19 protein-coding genes are annotated in these 20,943 nt (G+C 40.3%); 3 read left to right on the top strand and 16 right to left on the bottom strand.

Annotated elements, in window-relative coordinates; all coding sequences use genetic code 11:
- Window positions 1-16: 16 nt before the first annotated feature.
- The 3 genes from EQJ87_RS10145 to EQJ87_RS10135 are packed head-to-tail and all read right to left on the bottom strand — an operon-like array spanning window position 17 to window position 2,359.
- The gene (locus tag EQJ87_RS10145) at window positions 17-901 is read right to left on the bottom strand and encodes an RluA family pseudouridine synthase (RefSeq protein WP_130124473.1); all 885 of its coding nucleotides are present in this window, start codon (window positions 899-901) and stop codon (window positions 17-19) included.
- Entirely contained in the window at window positions 901-1,713 is an 813-nt protein-coding gene (locus EQJ87_RS10140) for an NAD kinase (protein ID WP_130124472.1), read from the bottom strand. The genes EQJ87_RS10145 and EQJ87_RS10140 overlap by 1 nt, the downstream gene beginning before the upstream one ends.
- A complete protein-coding gene (locus EQJ87_RS10135; protein ID WP_130124638.1) occupies window positions 1,700-2,359 on the bottom strand; it encodes a GTP pyrophosphokinase in 660 nt (219 codons plus the stop codon). Before EQJ87_RS10135 ends, EQJ87_RS10140 begins: the two co-directional genes overlap by 14 nt.
- A 462-nt stretch (window positions 2,360-2,821) precedes the next feature.
- On the opposite strand from EQJ87_RS10135, the gene EQJ87_RS10130 reads away from it, so the two are divergent.
- Window positions 2,822-3,415 carry a CYTH domain-containing protein gene (locus tag EQJ87_RS10130; protein WP_130124471.1) on the top strand — a complete coding sequence of 198 codons (594 nt, stop codon included), beginning with the start codon at window positions 2,822-2,824 and terminating at the stop codon, window positions 3,413-3,415.
- 80 nt (window positions 3,416-3,495) lie between these two features.
- On the opposite strand, the gene EQJ87_RS10125 is transcribed toward EQJ87_RS10130, so the two are convergent.
- From EQJ87_RS10125 to EQJ87_RS10115, 3 genes are all read right to left on the bottom strand, one after another.
- Complete coding sequence (locus EQJ87_RS10125; protein WP_130124470.1) at window positions 3,496-4,011, bottom strand: dithiol-disulfide isomerase; 516 nt, start codon at window positions 4,009-4,011, stop codon at window positions 3,496-3,498.
- 228 nt (window positions 4,012-4,239) lie between these two features.
- Window positions 4,240-4,560, bottom strand: coding sequence for a DUF2129 domain-containing protein (locus EQJ87_RS10120; RefSeq protein WP_130124469.1), 321 nt, complete (start codon window positions 4,558-4,560; stop codon window positions 4,240-4,242).
- On the bottom strand, window positions 4,520-4,924 hold the full coding sequence (locus tag EQJ87_RS10115) for a YlbF family regulator (RefSeq protein ID WP_130124468.1): 405 nt from the start codon (window positions 4,922-4,924) through the stop codon (window positions 4,520-4,522). The genes EQJ87_RS10120 and EQJ87_RS10115 overlap by 41 nt, the downstream gene beginning before the upstream one ends.
- Before the next feature lie 234 nt (window positions 4,925-5,158).
- Between EQJ87_RS10115 and EQJ87_RS10110 the strand changes: the two genes are divergently transcribed.
- Together EQJ87_RS10110 and EQJ87_RS10105 are read left to right on the top strand one after the other, a co-directional pair.
- On the top strand, window positions 5,159-6,526 hold the full coding sequence (locus EQJ87_RS10110; RefSeq protein ID WP_130124467.1) for an amino acid permease: 1,368 nt from the start codon (window positions 5,159-5,161) through the stop codon (window positions 6,524-6,526).
- A gap of 59 nt (window positions 6,527-6,585) precedes the next feature.
- Complete coding sequence (locus tag EQJ87_RS10105) at window positions 6,586-7,965, top strand: amino acid permease (RefSeq protein WP_130124466.1); 1,380 nt, start codon at window positions 6,586-6,588, stop codon at window positions 7,963-7,965.
- Between the two features lie 20 nt (window positions 7,966-7,985).
- On the opposite strand, the gene recA is transcribed toward EQJ87_RS10105, so the two are convergent.
- The 10 genes from recA to EQJ87_RS10055 form a co-directional block, all read right to left on the bottom strand.
- Window positions 7,986-9,158 (bottom strand): recombinase RecA, encoded by a 1,173-nt coding sequence (gene recA / locus EQJ87_RS10100; protein ID WP_130124465.1) that lies wholly within the window; start codon window positions 9,156-9,158, stop codon window positions 7,986-7,988.
- 137 nt (window positions 9,159-9,295) lie between these two features.
- On the bottom strand, window positions 9,296-10,120 hold the full coding sequence (mutM, locus tag EQJ87_RS10095; RefSeq protein WP_130124464.1) for a DNA-formamidopyrimidine glycosylase: 825 nt from the start codon (window positions 10,118-10,120) through the stop codon (window positions 9,296-9,298).
- Window positions 10,121-10,316: 196 nt separating this feature from the next.
- Window positions 10,317-11,909, bottom strand: a complete 1,593-nt coding sequence (gene asnB / locus EQJ87_RS10090; protein ID WP_130124463.1) for an asparagine synthase B — start codon at window positions 11,907-11,909, stop codon at window positions 10,317-10,319.
- Between the two features lie 204 nt (window positions 11,910-12,113).
- On the bottom strand, window positions 12,114-13,025 hold the full coding sequence (gene era, locus EQJ87_RS10085) for a GTPase Era (protein WP_130124462.1): 912 nt from the start codon (window positions 13,023-13,025) through the stop codon (window positions 12,114-12,116).
- Window positions 13,026-13,172: 147 nt separating this feature from the next.
- A complete protein-coding gene (locus EQJ87_RS10080) occupies window positions 13,173-14,816 on the bottom strand; it encodes a DEAD/DEAH box helicase (RefSeq protein WP_130124461.1) in 1,644 nt (547 codons plus the stop codon).
- A gap of 306 nt (window positions 14,817-15,122) precedes the next feature.
- The gene (locus tag EQJ87_RS10075; protein WP_130124460.1) at window positions 15,123-16,694 is read right to left on the bottom strand and encodes a peptide chain release factor 3; all 1,572 of its coding nucleotides are present in this window, start codon (window positions 16,692-16,694) and stop codon (window positions 15,123-15,125) included.
- Window positions 16,695-16,986: 292 nt separating this feature from the next.
- Window positions 16,987-17,925 (bottom strand): ABC transporter ATP-binding protein, encoded by a 939-nt coding sequence (locus EQJ87_RS10070; RefSeq protein WP_190289075.1) that lies wholly within the window; start codon window positions 17,923-17,925, stop codon window positions 16,987-16,989.
- Complete coding sequence (locus tag EQJ87_RS10065; RefSeq protein ID WP_130124458.1) at window positions 17,925-18,974, bottom strand: ABC transporter ATP-binding protein; 1,050 nt, start codon at window positions 18,972-18,974, stop codon at window positions 17,925-17,927. Before EQJ87_RS10065 ends, EQJ87_RS10070 begins: the two co-directional genes overlap by 1 nt.
- A 2-nt stretch (window positions 18,975-18,976) precedes the next feature.
- On the bottom strand, window positions 18,977-20,008 hold the full coding sequence (locus EQJ87_RS10060; RefSeq protein ID WP_130124457.1) for an ABC transporter permease: 1,032 nt from the start codon (window positions 20,006-20,008) through the stop codon (window positions 18,977-18,979).
- Window positions 20,009-20,024: 16 nt separating this feature from the next.
- On the bottom strand, window positions 20,025-20,936 hold the full coding sequence (locus EQJ87_RS10055) for an ABC transporter permease (protein WP_130124456.1): 912 nt from the start codon (window positions 20,934-20,936) through the stop codon (window positions 20,025-20,027).
- Window positions 20,937-20,943 lie beyond the last annotated feature (7 nt).

Raw genomic sequence — 20,943 nt, 5'->3', positions numbered from 1 at the left:
TTAAAAAAATTACTGATTACTCAATCAGTAATTTTTTCATATCTTCTGGCATATCCAGCTCGACGTGAACCATTTCATCGGTAAAAGGATGTAAAAATTGTAAATGGTGGCAATGAAGTGCTTGACGACTGATGAGATCATGATTGCCCCCATACAAGTCATCTCCCATCAAGGGATAGCCCAAATGTGAAAAGTGAACACGAATTTGGTGTGTACGGCCTGTGTGTAAAGTGATATCAAGAAGCGCTAAATCATTCTTACGCTCACAAACAGCGAAGCTTGTCCGCGCAGTCTTCGCTTTTTCGTCAAAGCGAACTTGCCGCTGAATGATAGAGTCATCCCGTCGACCAATCGGTAAATCAATTTCACCAGAATCAAGTAGCCCTTCTGCTTTCACAATCGCAAAATATCTTTTTTCCAAGCTGTCTCGAAACTTGTGCTGCACCATGAGCGCATGGGCATAGCGATGCTTTGCTAAAAACATGATGCCACTGGTGTCACGGTCTAGGCGGGTAATGATATGGACAGTCTGATTGGCGTAATTTTTTCTAGAAATATAGCCTTTGACTGCATTAGACATGGCACCCGTTGGATGAAGGGAACCAGTAATCGATGGCTTACCTGCTGGTTTTTCAACGACAAGGTAATGGTCGTCTTCAAACAAAACATTAAGAGGAACATCATCTGGAATCAACTTTTCGTTATCGGGTTCGTCTGGAACGGTGACGGTGACGACATCATCTTTGTGAAGTCTATGAATGGCATTATGTTCTTCACCGTTGACATGGATTTTTCCTCCGTCAAACTTGACTTTTGCAAGCAATCTTTTGGAAATTCCGTGGCGGGCAAGCATGGATTTGACCATTGTTCCTTCAATGGTGTTGGTAAAGGCGAATTCCACTATTCGACCTCCCCTATGAATGATTTACTCACGCGCTCCCAAAAAGGGGTGTGGGCGCAATTGGTAAAGGAAATCGTGCTGCCATCCAAACTAAATTCGATGGATTTAATATTTTTATATTCAAAGGTCAGTTGGTCAAAGGTCAAGCTATAATCGTCTTCTGGTGCTGGACAGACGGTGATGACGTCTTTTTCGGCGACAATCATGGGCGAGCCTAAAGTTCGGTAGACGACATTATTGAGGCTGGCAATTTCGGCGATTTGCATAGCTTTTACACGAGGATGGACAACGGCTCCACCAATTGATTTGTTATAAGCTGTTGAGCCTGTGGGGGTGGATATAGAGAGTCCATCCCCACGGAAGCGCTCAAAAAGATAGTCCGAAATGCGAACATCTCCCACCATTGTTTTACTAGCACGACGAATGGTTGCTTCATTGAGGACGTGGCGCACAATTTGGTAGCCGTCGGTGAAGTTAACTTGAACTTTGATGAGGGGGTAATGGATGGCTTTGGCTGGATTTTCATCGTAAAGCGCTTCAACGACTTCAAAAAGATCTTCGTCTGTAAAGTCGGTGTAAAATCCAAGATGACCCGTATGTACGCCCAAAAAACGAACCCGATTAAGTTGATATTCATACATATGCATGGCCCGCAAAAGCGTTCCATCTCCACCTACAGAGATGACGATGTCTGGGTTGATATCATCGAAAGCAAAATGTTCAGCTTTGAGAATTTTGCTGAGTTTGGCCATTGTTTTCTTTGATTTTTCACTCGAATTTCCGATGAGCCAGACTTTTTTACCAAAGTTCATCATCTTCTCCATTTTCTTTTTTGAAATCTTGTTTTTGTTGGGGACGATCAAACAGAAGCTGAGCTTCTTGAATGTCTTCCCTAATGGCGCCCATTTCGGCATCTAGTTGAGCGGCTTCTCTTGCTGCATTAGTCAGTCGGTTTTTGACAGCGTCTGGAATTGAGCCACCGTATTTATAGTTGAGCGAATGTTCAATGGTTGCCCAAAAATTCATTGCTAGTGTCCGAATTTGAATTTCTGCATTGACCAGCTGATAGCCGTCAATCGTATCAATCGGATATTCAATGATGACGTGGTACGAACGATAACCTGATGCTTTTTGATTGTTGATATAGTCTCGCTCTTCAATGATTTTAAAATCTCTACGTTTGCGCAGAAGTTCCAGAACGTCCCAGACATCATCGACAAATTGCACCATGACACGAATGCCCGCAAGGTCTTCCATTTCTGACAAATTCTCTTGGGTGTAGCCACGCAGACGCGCTTTTTTAATGATTGATTCGTGTCGTTTTACTCGCCCTGTGACAAATTCAATCGGTGAATAGAGCCCTTTTTTGAGGTATTGTTTGCGCACACCGCGCAATTTTATTTTTAATTCTCCGACAGTTTGTACGTAGGGATCTAAAAATTCTTCCCAATTAAACATAAGTTCACTTTGCAAAAGTACTGCTTTTTGCATTCTCCTTCCTGAGAATTTATTCATTATTTGTTTTTATTTTATTACATCATCCTTTAATATTTTAACATAAGTTCGAGCGTTTTGGCTGATGATGAGTAGCGAAATCTAATGACGACACCCAAGGATAATTTTACATCAATCCTTACATGACTTCAAGGTGCATTGACGTGATTTTTAGTGAAAAAAATGAGAGAAAATGCTGACGTATTTTTACAGCTGCAGAAAATTTACTGACGAAAATTTTCGTCAGCATTTTCTCTGGCTGACCTGACTTTTATTTGCAAATTGCTTGGCTTACTTGTTTGGTTTTTTGCGCAACTTTACTTCTAGGCTGGGTTTTGTTATACTTTTAAGTAATCTATCGTTTACCCAATTTAAATTGAAAGGAAGAATATTTTATGTATCAGAATATTCTTGAAAATTAGTCAAATGAGTACGAATTTGGAGATTGAGTATAAATCGCTCTTATCACTGGCTGAATACGACCAGCTCAAAAAACGATTCACTCACGTTAGCCCAATCAGACAGACCAACCACTACTTGGATTCAAAAGATTTCAAATTGCGCAAGAAAAAATTAGCTTTGCGGATTCGAACCTTCGACAAATCTGCTGAAATGACTTTAAAAGTTCCCCAAGAAGTCGGAAATATTGAATATAATATTGCGCTTAGTTTGGAAGAAGCTCAGTATTTACTTGGCGAGCGCAGTATTACTTGTGGTCAGACCGACCTGAGCGAGATTTGCGAATTGCTCGTGGAACGTGATGTCGATCTGGACGAAATCACCTTGATTGGTAGTCTGACGACTATTCGTTATGAGCAACACTTGCCAATCGGCCTTGCAGCTCTGGATAAAAATGATTATCTGGGACATACCGATTATGAGCTGGAACTCGAAGTTGAAGACAGCACGCAAGGCAAAAAGGATTTCTTTGAGTATTTGGAAAAAAACAAGATCGAATATCGTTTTTCAAAATCAAAAGTTGTACGTTTTTTGGATTGCTTACGCCATTTACGAAAATAATTTTACGTCAGCATTTTCTCTGGGCAAAACCAGAAAAATAGCATTACGTCAGCATTTTCTCTAACAAAAAAACTGCCAAATCAGGCAGTTTTTTCAATTTGATGTAAATAACGTTGTAAAGTAGCATGGCTACACTTTTCCACTTGTAGACATTCCTCAGCAGTCATAATCAAACCTGCTGGAGAAAATTGAAAATCGTTTTTTCTAAAATCCTGTAAAATCAAAGCCAAATGTTGTTTTGCATAAGGGCGATATTCCATGAAATCAGCCGTCGACACGCCAATCTCACTCAAAATTTGCTGACGCAATTGACCTGTATAATCCAAAATCGTCATTTCTGAAAGCAAATCCTGTAGCAGACTCAAAAAAGCCCGCCCATATTTTCTACCATGAAGATTGACCGTCAGATAATCAAGCGAAATTTTTTGCAGACGATCATGACAAGCATTAAGCGCCGCAACATTTTTCGGCAAATCCTCCGTATCTCGCAGCTCCTTGGCCGTAGCCAGCGTTACAATCGGATATAAATACCAAAGGTTTTGATCAAACTGCTCCAACTGATCCAAAATCGGTGTGAAATAATAATGAATTTCCACTCTATTCTTCCTCAACCTGTTTTTTAGTCCAAAATGACTTTGTCAAAGTCTAAAAACATACTTTCCCTGAAAATATTTAAGAGATTGTCGCTCAAAAATCACAAAATTTCATCAAGCCACTCCCTCACTTAACTAATCTTAACAAAAATTTAACAAGCACTCAAATGATATACAAATAGGTTTTCTAAATTACTGATGAAACCCATTACAAAAGGCGTCAGCACTGTTTCATGATAATTTCTCTAGTGCTTCTTTTACTTCCAAATTCGTTTTGGCAAACGCACCAGAAAAATCTTGATTGAGTGCTTTGAGCCGACCCACGCGCACTTTTTTCACAAACTTTAATTCCTCTAATTTTTTCACTAATTCAGCAACTTCGTTATCTTCAACATACAGTAAGCTATAATGAGATTTTGAACTTGTGTAAATCACATCACCAAACCTCGCCAGCTGTCGTGCCCCTTTATAGGAATGACAATAGACATAAATTGCCACACGCTCTGGCACCTCAAGTGGCCGAATTTCTTTTTTGTCCATGATGTCGTCCATGATGTCCTCCTTTTGAATTTTTTAAAGGTAAATGTTCATCCACATAAATATGCTCAGAAATTCCTTGTGTTATTTTTTGAGTCAATGTTGACAAAATCTGCTGAAGGTCATTCTCAGCAAGACGTAGTGCATAGACTTTCTCGTTCCGATTGATTTCCTGTTGCAAAGCGCGCAAATCCGCCCGAAAAGGTATAAATTCCTTATTTTCGTTCCATATCTGTACCTTTTTTTGCAAGGTCGCATCTGACAAAAACTCAGCCCGTGCCTTCCTATAAGCCTCAACTTCAGAAAGTTGCGCAAAAGCACTGACCAATTTGTCCAATAAATCATCTATTTCCACTAAATTTTGATCAATGATTAACATAAATCTATTATAGCACACCCTTTGACCTAACTTCCACCCTTTATCATCTCACATGCGAAAACAATTTGCTTTTTATGAAAACGATTTGCTTTTTTCATAAAAAAATTTAAAAACAAGCTTTTTTTATTCAATAAAATGAAAAATTTGAACTCTGCTTGCAATTATAAAGCTGAATTGTTATAATATTATATAATTTATTCAACAATAGTCAGAAAAATTAGAAAAGAGGTTTCTATGGAAGAACCACAACAACAGCGCGGCTTACAAAACCGCCACATTCAACTGATTGCAATTGCGGGAACGATTGGGACAGGACTGTTTCTCGGTGCTGGAAAAACCATTAAAATGTCCGGTCCTAGCATTATTTTCGCCTATATTATTATCGGGATTGCGATGTTTTTCTTTCTCAGAGCAATCGGAGAACTGCTTTATCGCGATCCTACACAACATTCTTTTCTCAACTTTGTGACAAAATACGCTGGGGTGCGGACAGGTTACTTTACTCAATGGTCTTATTGGCTAGTCATCATCTTCGTTTGTATTTCCGAACTTTCAGCAATTGGCACCTACATTCAATTCTGGCTCCCACAAGTTCCACTGTGGCTGATTGAAATTGTCATGCTTATCCTCCTTTTTGGCCTAAATACCTTGAACGCTCGCTTCTTTGGTGAAACCGAATTTTGGTTTGCCATGATTAAAGTCGCTGCCATCTTAGGAATGATTGCCACTGCCATCATTCTTGGCTTTGGACACTTCAGCTATACTACTGTCCTATCAGGAAAATCTGTTACTGGCTCCGTTTCTTTGAGCAATATTTTTACCCATTTTCAATTTTTCCCTAATGGCGTTTGGAATTACGTTGGGGCTTTACAAATGGTCATGTTTGCCTTCACCTCTATGGAATTTATCGGAATGACTGCCGCTGAAACGGTCAATCCTCGTAAAAGCTTACCTAAAGCCATCAACCAAATTCCTGTACGTATTTTACTCTTTTATGTTGGAGCTTTGTTAGCAATTATGGCCATCTTTGACTGGCATTATATTCCTGCTGACAAATCGCCATTTGTTATGGTTTTTGAGCTTATCGGCATCAAATGGGCCGCAGCTTTAGTCAATTTTGTCGTTCTGACCTCTGCTGCCTCAGCGTTGAATAGCTCGCTTTTCTCAGCCACTCGTAATATGTACTCTCTTTCCAAACAGCACGACAAGGGACGTTTGACTCCTTTTACCAAGCTTTCTAAAGCAGGCATTCCCATCAATGCCCTCTACATGGCTGTCATTCTATCTCTTTTCGCTCCTGTTTTAACCTTAATCCCCCAAATTAAAAATGCTTTTGATTTTGCCGCTTCTTGTACAACGAATCTCTTTTTAGTTGTTTACTTTATCACCCTTTATAGTTTTTGGCAATATCGCAAATCCGCTGATTTTGATAAGAATGGCTTTTTAACACCAAAAGCAAAGCTGACTATTCCATTTGTTACTTTCATCTTTGCGCTCGTTTTCCTTTCTCTCTTTTTCAATTCAGATACTTTCTATCCAGCAGTTGGCGCTGTTGTTTGGACAATTGCTTTTGGACTCTTTTCTCGTTTTAAGAAAATATAGTCAAGCGCTAGTGTTGAGTAGCCGATGAAAATTTCATAAAAAAAAGGTATAATTATAATATGAAAACAAATGAAAATACAGAAAAGCAAACAGCCACGCGCGGTTTGCAAAATCGACATATTCAGCTTATTGCAATTGCTGGAACAATTGGGACAGGATTATTTTTAGGCGCTGGTAAATCAATCAGTCTAACTGGCCCTTCGATTATTTTTGTCTATTTAGCAATTGGTGCCTTGATGTTCATTCTCTTGCGAGCCATTGGTGAGATGCTTTATCAAGATCCCTCGCAACATTCTTTTTTGAATTTTGTTTCTCGCTATATGGGATCAAAAACAGGCTATTTTATTCAGTGGACTTACTGGCTTGTTGTTATTTTTGTAGCAATGGCCGAGCTGACAGCGATTGGAACTTATATCAATTTCTGGTTACCTCAGTTGCCAATTTGGCTAAGTGAAGTCTTTGTCTTACTTTTGCTGACGGCGCTTAACACACTCAATTCAAAATTTTTCGGAGAAACAGAGTTCTGGTTTGGTATGATCAAAATTGTGGCGATTGTTGGTTTGATTTTGACAGCCATCATCCTTATTTTCACCCACTATAAAACAGGATCAGGAACTGATACAGTCAGCTTAAGTAATATCACAAACGGCTTCCAATTTTTCCCCAATGGACTGTCTAAATTTTTCGAAAGCTTTCAAATGGTCATGTTTGCCTTCGTTGCCATGGAATTCATTGGAATGACCGCTGCTGAAACGGCAAATCCAAAACCAACTTTGAAAAAAGCAATCAACCAAATTCCAATCCGAATCATTCTCTTTTACATTGGGGCTTTGCTTGCAATCATGAGCATCTACCATTGGCAAGATATTCCCGCTGATAAATCTCCATTTGTCACGATTTTCCAACTGATTGGAATAAAATGGGCAGCTGCTTTAATCAACTTCGTGGTCTTGACCTCCGCTGCTTCTGCACTTAATTCTTGTCTTTTTTCAACAACGCGAAACCTTTACTCACTCTCAGTAATCAATGGCGATAAGCTTTTAAAACCTTTTACAAAATTTTCCAAGGCTAATATCCCGCTCAACGCCCTACTTTTTACTGCTTTGCTCATCATGATTACACCATTTTTCTCAATGATTCCAGCGATTTCTAACGCTTTTGTCTTTATTACGAGCGTGGCAACTAATCTCTTTTTGATTGTGTATGTGATTACTCTGGTTTCTTATCTCCGTTATCGAAAATCAAAAGATTTTGATGCGACTGGCTTTGTCCTTCCAGCAGCAAAATTTGTGGTGCCGCTGGCAATTCTGGGTTTTAGCTTGATCTTTATCTCATTATTCTTCTTTAAAGACACTCGAGTGCCAGCTATTGGTTCTGTGCTCTGGATTATCTTTTTCGGGATTATCAGTGTTCTTAGAAAACCAAAAACAGCTGAGTAAATCAGCTGTTTTTTTCTTACTTAATCTTCAAGCTCAAGTTCGATTTCTTCTGTTTCTGGAAGTACATCTTCTGCTTTCTTAGCTTTACTTGCTTTCCCTTTGGGAGCTTTTTCTACTTCAGGAGCTGGGTTGCTTTCTGGTTCTTCATCAAGAAGACCATGCGCAACACGAATTTTGTGGTCAATCTCATCAAAAACTTCTGGGTGTTCTTTAAGATAAGCTTTAGCTTTTTCAGATCCTTGGCCAATTTTTTCATCATTGTAAGCAAACCATGAGCCTGATTTTTTGATGATGCCTTCGTCAACAGCGATTGTCAAAAGTTCTCCTGTCTTGGAGATTCCTTCACCAAACATAATGTCTACGAGCGCAACTTTGAAAGGCGGTGCCACTTTATTTTTAACAACTTTGAGTTTGGTAATCTTACCGATTTGAGTCTTATTATCACCAGACCCTTCTTCAATTTTAGTTGAACCACGAACGTCCAGACGAACTGAGGCATAGAATTTGAGCGCACGACCGCCAGGTGTTGTTTCAGGCGATCCAAACATAACTCCTACTTTCTCACGCAATTGGTTAATGAAAATAGCTGTTGTCTTTGTCTTATTGATGTGTCCAGCAAGTTTACGCATTGCTTGTGACATCATCCGTGCTTGAAGTCCGACAGAACTATCACCAATTTCTCCGTCAATCTCCGCTTTTGGCACAAGCGCTGCGACAGAGTCAATAACAACAAGATCTACCGCTCCTGACGTGATCAATTTTTCGGCAATCTGCAAGCCTTGTTCACCAAAGTCAGGCTGTGAAAGCAAAAGTTCATCAATATTAACACCGAGTGCTTTAGCATATTCTGGATCAAGAGCATTTTCAGCGTCAATGTAAGCTGCGATGCCGCCTTCTTTTTGGACAGAAGCTACAGCGTGCAAAGCAACGGTCGTTTTACCAGATGATTCTGGGCCGTAAATTTCTACAATTCGTCCTTTAGGATAGCCACCTGCACCTAATGCGATATCGAGGGCTAGGGAACCTGAGCTCACTACAGATACTTTCTGGTTGGCCGCTTCGCCAAGACGCATGAGTGACCCTTTTCCAAAGTCTTTCTCAATCAGCGCTAACGCATCCGCCAAGGCTTTATCACGTTCTGCTCCGTATTTTTTGGTAATATCATCAAAATTTGTTTTTTTCTTTGTTGCCAAATTTTTTCTCCGTTATTCTTTATTTATTGTTTAATTATAGCATTTTTCAAGACATTTTATAAGTCCCTTACACCTTATCTATACGTTTTTATTTGCAAAATGTCACCAATTTTTTTACTTTTTTAGTGACTCCTAAATTAGAGCCTTTTTTGCTGACATTTTGGACAAAAATGTGTGCCACGACCGGCAACTTTTATTTTTTGAATAGGTGTCAGACAGCGGGGGCAAGGATCTCCTGTCTTTGCGTAGACTTGCAGTTTTTCTTGCATTCGCCCAGGTTCACCAAGTGCGCTATAAGTCCTGATGCTTGAACCACCAAGTTCTATTGCTTCTTGAAGTAGCTCAATTATGGCCGTATGCAGGCTTTGGACTTCGAGTTTGGTCAAATGATTCGCCTGTGTTTCTGGATGAATTTGAGCGCGCCACAGGGCTTCGTCCACATAAATATTTCCCAGACCTACAACCAAACTTTGTTCCAATAAAAAGGGTTTGATTTTTTTGCTGGATTTTTGTAATTTTTCGGCAAAGATGTGACAGTCGAAGTCAGCATATGTCGGCTCAGGTCCCAATTTTTTCGACAAAAAATAGGCGTCTTCCTGCTCTGCCGCGAGTAACTCCCATGTGCCAAATTTGCGGACATCATTGTAAACCAACTGTTTATCAGCAAATTTCACAGCGATATGATCATGCTTTTGACTGATTTCTCCAAGATTTGCCAGTCGATATTTGCCCTCCATCCGCAAATGTGAAATGAGTCGAAATTCATCAGCAAACTCAAAAATCAAATATTTCCCTCTCCGAGAAAGCCCTGTAATTGTACGTCCCGTCAGCTCTTTTTGCAAGTTTTCAAAACCTGTCAAAACCATTCGAGGATAAGTGGCTTCTAGAGCAATAATTTTTTGATTGAGGAGATGCTTTTCTAGCTCTCTTTTGACGGTTTCAACTTCTGGTAATTCTGGCATTTTTCTCCTTTCAGAAGCGTTCAGCCTGTTTTTAGGCTCTTTTTAGCTTATCTTTTGTCCTTTCGTCAGAGTAATTACTGACGGATTTGAAAAATATTTTCGTCAGCAAATTCGCTGACAGAAAAATCACTGACGAAAGTTGTCAGTGACTATTTTACCATTTTCTACTGAAAAATTTTGACGTTTGATTCCAAAATTATTTTCCTGAATCGCCGTAGTTCGATAAGACACGTGCTGATGGATCGTTCACCTCTGCACCTACCCATTCTCGATTTGGCATCCAAAAATCAAGAATCCAATCATTATATCCTGGATAAAACTCTTCAAAAATTTCGCGATAGAGCAGGGATTCTTTAGTAAACGGTGTGTGGCTCGGATATTTCTGTGCCGCATTTGACAAGTCTTCGTCCGAATATTTTTCTTCAGCATATGCCTTCAAATAATCGACCATAGAGTGGCCAACAGCGTCGGAAAAAGCGGCTTTTTCCCGGAATAAAATCTCATCTGGCAGAAGTTCTGTTCCCTCAAAAGCATGGCGCAAAAGGTATTTTCCTTTGCCATAAGTATTGAGTTTTCGACTTGGATTGATCGACATCACATAACTTGCAAAATCCAAATCGGCAAAAGGAACCCGCGCTTCCAAGGAATGAGCAGCTAGGCAACGGTCAGCGCGTAGCACATCATACATATAAAGCTCGTGTACTCGCTTTTGTGCTTCCTTTTGAAAGGCAGATGCTGACGGCGCAAAGTCCGTGTACTTGTAGCCAAACATCTCGTCAGACACTTCGCCAGTCATCAAAACTTTCAAATCTGTATTTTCATGAATATATTTGCAAATCAAATACATCCCAATGGACGCTCGAATCGTCGTAATATCCCAAGTTTCCAAGTGCCAAATAACATCTCTAAGCGCACCAAGCACGTCATCTTTGGTCATCAGCACTTCCGTGTGATCAGTTCGCAAGAAATCGGCAACTTCACGAGCGTATTTGAGGTCAATTGGATCAGTTTCCATTCCAATTGCGAACGTTTTGATGGGCTGTTCCAATTCGCGGGCGGCAATGGCACAGACCAATGATGAATCCAAGCCACCAGACAAGAGATAACCCATCGGTGCATCGGCGTGCAGACGTTTTTTAACTGCCCGTTCCAATTTGCGGCGAATATGACCTGAGATTTCTGCTAAGGGTTCTTCAACAATGCCAGAAACATCTGCAATGTCATTATAAACATGAAATTCCCCATTCGCAAAATAATAACCTGGTGGGAATGGGGTGATTTTTTCACAAGTTGACACTAAAGCTTTGGCTTCTGAGGCAAACGAAATTTTCCCTGTCGCTTTATTGTACCCGTAAAAAAGTGGGCGGATACCAAAAGGATCACGGGCGGCAAAGATTTCACCAGTATTTTCATCAACCAGAACAAAGGCAAACTCAGCGTCCAACATCTTGACCATTGTTTCAATACCCATGACCTCAAAAAGAGGCAAAAGCACTTCACAGTCGGAATCGCCCGTAAATTTGTAATCTTGGGTTTCCAAAAATTTGCGTAAACTTAAGAAATTATAGACTTCACCATTGCACATCAAACGTTTGCCATTTAACCCAAAAGGTTGGCGACCCAAGTCTGACAAATCCATGATTGACAAGCGACAAAAGCCAAAATCATTGCCCAAAGTATCGCGGACGTGCTGTAAATCGTCGGGTCCCCGATGTTCAATCAACTGCAAATTGCCCTTGAACTCCGCCACTGTCAAATCAGATGATTCCATAAACAAAAAGCCACACATAATCTCTCCCCCAAATCTGAATCTGACTGCGCTGAAATTAGAAAATTAGCAGTTCGAGCTTTGATAACAGCGCTCAAACTACATTTTCATTACTTCAGGAGGCAAATTCAATTATTTCAAAATATATAATTTTCAATATTATACCACAATTATCTGTAAATTTCATAATAAAATAAAAAAATAGCGAAAAAACGCTATTTTTTTTTACATATAATCATCACGATTGTAACCAAAATCGGCTAAATCCATTTTGCGATCACGCCAATCGTTCTTGATTTTGACCCATGTTTCAAGATAAACTTTATCACCAAGCATGATTTCAATGTCACGGCGGGCCATTTTACCAATCTTGCGAATCATATCGCCACCTTTGCCGAGAATAATTCCTTTTTGGCTCTTACGCTCAACGATGATGGTTGCCATGATGTGAATTTTTCCTGTTTCTTCATCACGCGTCATTTGATCAGTAGTTACAGCAATGCTGTGCGGTACTTCTTCACGCGTCAAAAGCAAGATTTTTTCACGAATCATTTCGGAAACTAAGAAACGCTCTGGATGGTCGGTAATCTGATCTTCTGGGAAATATTGAGGGCCTTCGTCCAATTTTTCAGACAAAGTACTCAAAAGTCGCTCAGTATTGTTGCCTTCTTTGGCTGAAATAGGGACAACTTCCGCAAATTCCATTTGTGAAGTGTAATCAGAAACGGTTTCAAAAAGACGATCAGGGTGAACTTTGTCAATTTTATTGACCACCAAAATAACTGGCACTTCAGCTTTTTTCAAACGTTCAATGATCATGTTTTCACCCGTTGAACGTGGCTCATCAGCAGCTACCATGAACAAAACGACATCACATTCGCGCAGAGTAGAGTAAGCAGATTGCACCATGAAATCACCCAAAGCATTGTGTGGTTTGTGAATTCCTGGGGTATCAATGAAAACAATTTGCTCATTTTCAGTCGTGTAAATCCCTTGAATTTTATTTCGTGTTGTTTGCGGTTTGTCAGACATGATGGCAATTTTTTGCCCCATCACGTGGTTCATAAATGTTGATTTACCAACATTTGGACGACCTAAAATCGCCACAAAACCTGATTTAAATTTGTTATTTGTCATAGCGCTATTATAGCATAAAATCTGGCTTTTGAAAGCAAATCTTTGGTTTGCTTGTGAAATTTTACTGACGAAATCTAAAAACAGTAGAGATTTTTCTGACGAAAAGAAAAAACACTGACATAAATCAGTATTTTTCATGTTTAGTGCTTATTTATCGCCACGGCTACGCATTACAAAACCAGCTGATTTTTCAGTGCCTGTTGTGCGTTTGCGTGGTGTTTTTTCGCCAGCTTTGCGGTCATCGAAACGACGGTCATCGCGTTTTCCACGGTAACCTCCACGATTGTCATCGCGATCTTTCCAATTACGTTTACGATCTCCACCGCGTTCGCCATCTTTACCATCACGATTACCACGGTATCCACCACGATTGCCGTCACGGTCGCCATTTCCACGGCCTTTATAGCGTCCGCCGCCGCCTTTACCTTTTTTGTTGAAGCCTTTACCTTCACCATTGAATGGCAATGGGCGTTCAGCTGTGATTTTGACTTCTTCTTGATTGTCTGGGTCTTTGACGCGTCCTTGGAGAAGCAGAGCTACCAATTCTTTAGCGTCAAATTTTTCCAACAAACTTTCAGCTTGTTTGTCAAATTTAGCCAATTTTGCTTTACCAGCTTCATCTGTCAAATCACGCAAAACGTCGTCCATCGCAACAGAAAGTGAGGCTTCATAAGCTTCCTCTTTTGTTGGTGGTTTCAAGCCTTTCATTTCTTTGTTTGTCAATTTTTCAATGGCACGCAAGTAGCCCATTTCATTGTAAGAAACAAAAGTCACAGAGCGACCAGATTTACCAGCACGACCGGTACGACCGATACGGTGAACGTAGCTTTCTTGGTCTTGAGTAATATCATAGTTATAAACGTGAGTTACGCCAGATACGTCAAGTCCACGTGCTGCAACGTCAGTTGCCACCAAAACGTCAATGTGTCCTGCTTTAAAATCGCGCAAAACAGCCAAACGTTTGTTTTGATCCAAGTCGCCGTGCATTCCTTCAGCACGGTAACCACGGAGTTTAAGCCCACGAATCAATTCGTCAACACGACGTTTTGTACGACCGAAAACAATGGCAAGTTCTGGACGTTCAACATCAAGCAAACGAGTCAAAACATCAAATTTTTCAAATTCTTTTGTTTTTACAAAATATTGATCAATACGGTCAGCCGTCATTTCTTTAGCTGCAATTTTGATGTGTTCAGGATTTTTCATGAATTTCACACCAATTTTTTTGATGTCAGCAGGCATTGTTGCTGAGAAAAGCAATGTTTGACGAGCTTCTGGTGTTTTTTCAATGATAAAATGAATATCTTCCAAGAATCCCATGTTGAGCATTTCATCTGCTTCATCAAGAATCAAAGTTTCAAGTTGATCCAATTTAATTGCTTTACGTTTGATCAAGTCCACCAAACGTCCTGGTGTACCTACAACGATATGCGCACCAGCTTTGAGGCCTTTAATTTGTTTTTCAATGCTTGAACCACCGAAAACAGTGCGGACTTTAAGTCCTTTTGATTTTCCAAAACGGAAAAGCTCTTCTTGACCCTGAACGGCAAGTTCACGAGTTGGAGCAATGACAAGCGCTTGGATTGCTGGATTTGAAGCATTGATTTTTTCAATCGTTGGAAGACCAAATGCTGCTGTTTTACCAGTCCCTGTTTGTGCTTGACCAAGAACGTCACGCCCTTCAAGCGCCAATTTAATGGTTTGTTCTTGGATTGGAGTTGGTTGCTCGTAACCAATCTCTGTAAGTGTATTTACGATTCCTTCTGACAGACCGAGTTCACTAAATTTCATTATTTACCTATTTTTTCTACTGCGTGTTCCCACGCCAAAATTTTTATTACAGGGTACGAAACCCTTGTTCCAGGCGAAATTTATGTGACTCGCCTGATGTAACTTATCTATTATAACACACTTTTTTCTCTGAAAATGCTTACGCCATTTAATTTTTTTATTTTTTTTCATAAAAAAACTTACTGACGTAAATTAAAATCAATTTCAAAGCTTCCAAAAAAGCATTTTTCCAGTAAAAATTTACGTCAGCATTTTCTCTCAATAAAAATTCACTGACGCAAATGCGTCAGCGAATTCTCTGCATTTTTAAACGGAAAATTGTTCCAACAATTCAACATCGGGGTACTTATCTTTGAACCAACGCATCGCAAATTCATTTTCAAACAAGAACAACGGATGGTCAAAGCGATCACGCGCTAAAATATTGCGTGAACTTGACATTTTTTCGTCCAAATCTTCTTCTCTAATCCAACGCACCGTTTTTGAGCCCATTGGCGTCATGACTGTTTCTGAGCTGTATTCCCGCTCCATACGATCTTTAAACACTTCAAACTGCAATTGCCCCACAGCACCAAGCATGACATCGCCAGTCGTGTAAGCCTTGTAGAGCTGAATGGCTCCTTCTTGAACCAATTGCTCAATCCCTTTTTGGAAAGATTTTTGTTTCATGACATTTTTCGCTTGAACACGCATGAAAAGTTCTGGCGTGAAGGTTGGCAAAGGCTCGAAAGCTTTTTTCAATTTGCCCGTTGCCAGCGTATCACCGACCTGATAAGTCCCTGTGTCGTAAACCCCAATAATGTCCCCAGCTACCGCATTTTCCACATTTTCACGAGATTCTGCCATAAACTGTGTCACATTTGACAACTTCATTTTCTTTCCTGTACGCACCAAATTCACATCCATGCCGCGCTCAAATTCACCAGAGACAATCCGCACAAAAGCAATTCGGTCACGGTGACGCGGATCCATATTCGCTTGGATTTTGAAAATAAAACCAGAAAAATCAGGATTCAAAGGTTCAATTTCTTCCTCATCTACTGTTTTATGCGAATGTGGCTCTGGTGCATAGTCCAAGAAGGTTTCCAAGAAAGTTTGTACCCCAAAGCTTGTCAAAGCCGAGCCAAAGAAGACGGGAGTCAATTGCCCAGCAGTCACTTCTTCTTTTGAAAATTGATTTCCAGCATCCAAAAGTAATTCAGCATCTTCCAAAGCTTGAGTAAAGAAAGGATTTTTTGTCAAAGGATGACTAGCCGGCACTTCCCCATTTTCATCAAATTCCACAAAGCGCTTATCATCCTCAGGCTGATAAACTTCCACACGACCATGTGTAAAATCATAGAGTCCTTGGAAATTTTTCCCCATCCCGATTGGCCAATTCATCGGCACAGAAGCGATCCCAAGAATCTCTTCCAACTCCGACAACAAATCCAGCGGTTCACGCCCGTCACGGTCAAGTTTATTGATGAAAGTAAAGACAGGAATCCCACGGCGTTTAACAACTTGAAAAAGTTTTTTCGTTTGTGCTTCAATCCCTTTGGCGCTGTCAATTACCATCACTGCAGCGTCCACCGCCATGAGCGTCCGATAAGTATCTTCTGAGAAATCTTCGTGCCCTGGTGTATCCAAAATGTTGACACGCTTACCAGCATAGTCAAACTGCATCACTGACGAAGTAACCGAAATTCCCCGTTCTTTTTCAATGTCCATCCAGTCAGATTTAGCAAAATTTCCTGTTTTGCGGGCCTTAACCGTCCCCGCTTCACGAATTGCGCCACCAAACTTCAGCAATTGTTCTGTAATTGTCGTCTTACCAGCATCCGGGTGACTGATGATGGCGAAAGTCCGACGTTTCTGTATTTCTTCTTGTAAATTCATAGTATTCTCAATTTCTTTTCTTATTTTTCATTATTTTATTTTCATCTTACATTGGCCAAGCCTCGCAAAAATTCTTCCTTTAATTATATCAAAAATCCAATAGATTTTCGATAGTAGAAGCGAAGTCTCTGAACAACCCCCTCCTCATGCTAACAAACCCTAAAGTCATAGCCTTTCACGAAAAAAGAGAACCCCTCATTACTGACGGATTCTCAAAAATCTTTTTCGATTCAAATTTGACACTCGAAGCACGCAAAGCAAATGCGTCAGCATTTTCTCTGTGAAAATCAACTTACAAACTTACATTTTTTCTGTAAATTTCAGCTTCAGCTTCAGTTGAAAATACAAAATGCCCTGGTGTAATCTCGCGCATCTCACGTTCCTGTCCATCCAATTCAGCCGTTGGATCATAGACAATAGGTGTCCGTTCCCGCTCAGAAATTGGGTCAGGAGAAGGAATAGAACTCAGCAAGCTCTTTGTATAAGGATGGATAGGATGATTATAAACTTCATCAGAAGTCCCAACCTCTAAAATTTTCCCCCAGTGCATCACGCCAATTCGGTCAGAAATATACTTAACCATTGACAAATCGTGAGCAATAAACAAATAAGTCAGATTTTCCTTAGCTTGAATATCTTTCATCAAGTTGACAACCTGCGCCTGAATCGAAACATCCAGAGCCGAAATCGGTTCATCTGCCACAACAAACTTCGGTTTTACAGCCAAAGCTCGCGCAATCCCAATCCGTTGACGTTGTCCACCTGAAAACTCATGAGGATACCGCGTCAAATGGTCGTCATTCAAACCAACCAAGCGCAAGAGCTCTAGAACACGCGCATCACGTTCAGCCTTATTTTTGACCAAACCATTGGCATCAAGCCCTTCAGCAACAATATCTTTCACACGCATCCGGCCATTCAATGAAGCCTGTGGATCTTGGAAAATCATTTGCGCTTCAGAACGATAATCCCGCAATTCTGAACCTTTTAAGTTACGAACATCTTTACCTTCAAAAAGAATTTCTCCTCCTGTGATAAAGTTATCATAAAGTTTCAAGATAGCACGACCAATCGTTGTCTTACCAGACCCCGACTCACCAACAAGCCCAAACGTTTCTCCCTCAAAAATCTCCAAAGAAACATTGTTGATTGCTTTATTCGCTCCTTTTTTGCCTTTATTAAAAGTCAAATCAAGGTTTTTAATTTCAATTACTTTCTTACGTTCAGCCATCAAAGCTCCCCTTTCAATTCTTCCCAGCGTTTCCAGCGCGCCAAGATATTATCAGAAGGCGTCACCTTTGGTGCTCGTGGATCCAAAAGCCACGTTTTAGCGAAATGAGTAGGTGAAACTTCAAAATAAGGAGGTTCTTCTTCAAAATCAACTGCCAAAGCAAATTTATTCCGTGCCGCAAAAGCATCTCCCTTAGGCGGATTCAACAAATCTGGCGGCGTCCCTGGAATCGAAACCAAACGATCCACACTTGAATCAACCGTTGGCATAGAGTCCAAAAGTCCCCAAGTGTAAGGATGTTGCGGATTATAAAAGATTTCCTCAACCGTTCCGTACTCTACAATTTCCCCAGCATACATTACCGCTACTTTATGAGCAAAACCAGCAACAACACCGAGGTCGTGCGTAATAAACACGATTGATGAGTTAATCCGTTCTTGCAACTCTGCCATCATATGCATGATTTGAGCCTGAATCGTAACGTCCAAAGCCGTTGTAGGCTCATCCGCAATCAAAATTTCAGGATCAGCAGCAAGCGCAATAGCGATAACAGCCCGTTGGCGCATCCCGCCTGACCATTGGTGTGGGTAATCATTGATGTGTTGCTCCGCATCTGGAATTCCTACTTGTTGCATCAATTCCAAGGCACGTTTCATCGCATCATCCTTACTCATCCCTTTGTTGTGTTTCAACATCGGCTCAGCAATCTGTCTACCAATACGCATGGTTGGGTCAAGAGAAGTCATCGGATCTTGGAAAATCATCGAAATTTCATTCCCACGAATTTTTTGCCATTCTTCTTCTTTAAGGTCCAGAAGATTACGCCCCTTGAACAATAATTCTCCCTTTGGAATCACAGCATTTTTGGCATTTAAACCCATCAAAGTCTTTGTTGTTACAGACTTACCAGAACCAGACTCACCAACAATCGCCAGAGTTTGTCCTTTTTCCAAATCAAAAGAAACATCACGAATCGCTTTCACATCTCCAGCGTAAGTGTGGAAATTGACATGCAAATTTTTAACTTCTAATACTTTTTCTTTTGTCATTTCTAATCCTCACTTGCTCTAGGGTCAAATGCATCACGCAAACCATCTCCAAAGAAGATGAATGTTAATGAAAGCACAGACAAGACAATAGCTGGAATAATTAATTGGAAAGGATAAAATTGCAAACTTGCAATCCCATCATTAATCAATGATCCCAAAGAAGATGTTGGTGGCTTAACCCCAAGGTTAATCGCCGACAAAACAGCTTCATACATAATCATACTTGGAATATCAAACATGATTTGAACAACAATAACACCAGAAACATTTGGAAGCAAGTGTTTCACAGCAATTTTCCATGTGGATTGCCCCAATGTTTTGGAAGCCAAGACAAAATCACGCTCTTTATAGGAAAGAACCATATTCCTTACCTGCCTTGCCATCCCTGTCCAAGCAAACAAACCAATCGCAATGATGATTGATGAAATCCCTTGTCCTAAAAGCAAAGCAAGCATCGTAACCACAACCAAGTTTGGCACTGATTGGATGATTTCAATAATCCGTTGCATGACCAGATCGACTTTTCCGCCCATCCAGCCAGAAATAATCCCATAAGTTACCCCAATAATTAAGTCAATCAAGGCGGCAGCCAAAGCAATAATCAAAGAAATACGCAAACCAACGATCGTTCGTTTAGCCAAAGAGCGACCGTATTTATCCGTACCAAAGATATAGTTTTTACCCTTTTCAACACCTTGTTCCTCATAAACATTAGAGCGTGTGCTAGAACCTGGTGCTTTAAATTCACCATTCCAGAAAGGCAAATCACCTGAAAGCTTAGGCGGAAGATTACCGTATACTTGTGTTTTGTTTGGATTGAAATAATTCGCTTTAGATTGAGGAACAACCACTGCCGAAATAACAGAGAAAGTTAAGGTAATAACAATAACCCACATTGCAACAAGTGCTACTCTATTTTTCTTAAAACGACGCCAAGCATCTTGGAAAAAGCTCAAGGCTGGTTTCGCAATTTTTTCTGTTGAATCTGAACCCTTTGAACCAACAAGGGTGAAGTCTTTATTTATATTTTCCATTTTCTTCAAACCCTCTCTATAAACGAACCCGTGGATCGACAATTGCCGTCAAAATGTCTGTAACTAAGATGAAAAGCATCAAGATTACAGCATAAACAATCGTTGTTGCCATAATGACCGGGAAATCTTTCGCTGGAATAGAATCAACAAACTGAGAACCAATCCCAGGAATTGAGAAAATTTTCTCAATCAAGACCGAACCTGTCAAGAGATTCGCTGCCATTGGACCAATCAAAGTCAACATTGGAATCAGTGAATTACGTACCGCGTGTTTGTTAACCACTTCTTTTTCAGACAATCCTTTAGCACGCGCCAGAAGAATATAATCTGAAGAAAGCGACTCAATCATTTCAGAACGGACAAAACGTGTTACTACTGCCATTGGAGCCAATGACAATGCCAAAGTTGGCATTACCGTTTGTGAGAAAGTACCCCAACCTGAAATTGGGAAAAGATTCAAATTGAATCCGAGGTAAAGAAGAATCAAAGTACCTATAACAAATGAAGGCACGGAAATCCCAAGTACTGATACGAATCCAAAAATCCCATCAAGCCATCCATTTTTACGACGAGCAGACGCTTTCCCCATGAAAGCTCCCAAGATTGTACCAACAATTAAAGCTTGAACACCAAGCTGCATAGAAACAGGGAGGCGTTGGGCAATCATTGTAATTACAGGTTGATTGGTATACACAAATGAAGTTCCGAAATTACCCGTAAACATATGACCGATATAGATAAGATATTGTTGCCAGAGTGGCTTATCAAGACCATAAGCGTGTTTCAAAATTTCCAGCTGATCTGGCGTTAATTTTGGATTGGAGAAAGGTGTTCCGGGCATGACTTGCATCATAAAGAAAGTCAATGTCACAATCAAGAATAAGGTTAGAAGCAACAGCCCCAAACGTTTAAGAATATATTTAACCATAAAAAAT

The organism is Lactococcus sp. S-13 (assembly GCF_004210295.1).
Lineage (GTDB): Bacteria > Bacillota > Bacilli > Lactobacillales > Streptococcaceae > Lactococcus.
This window is presented reverse-complemented; position numbering and strand designations above follow the sequence as displayed.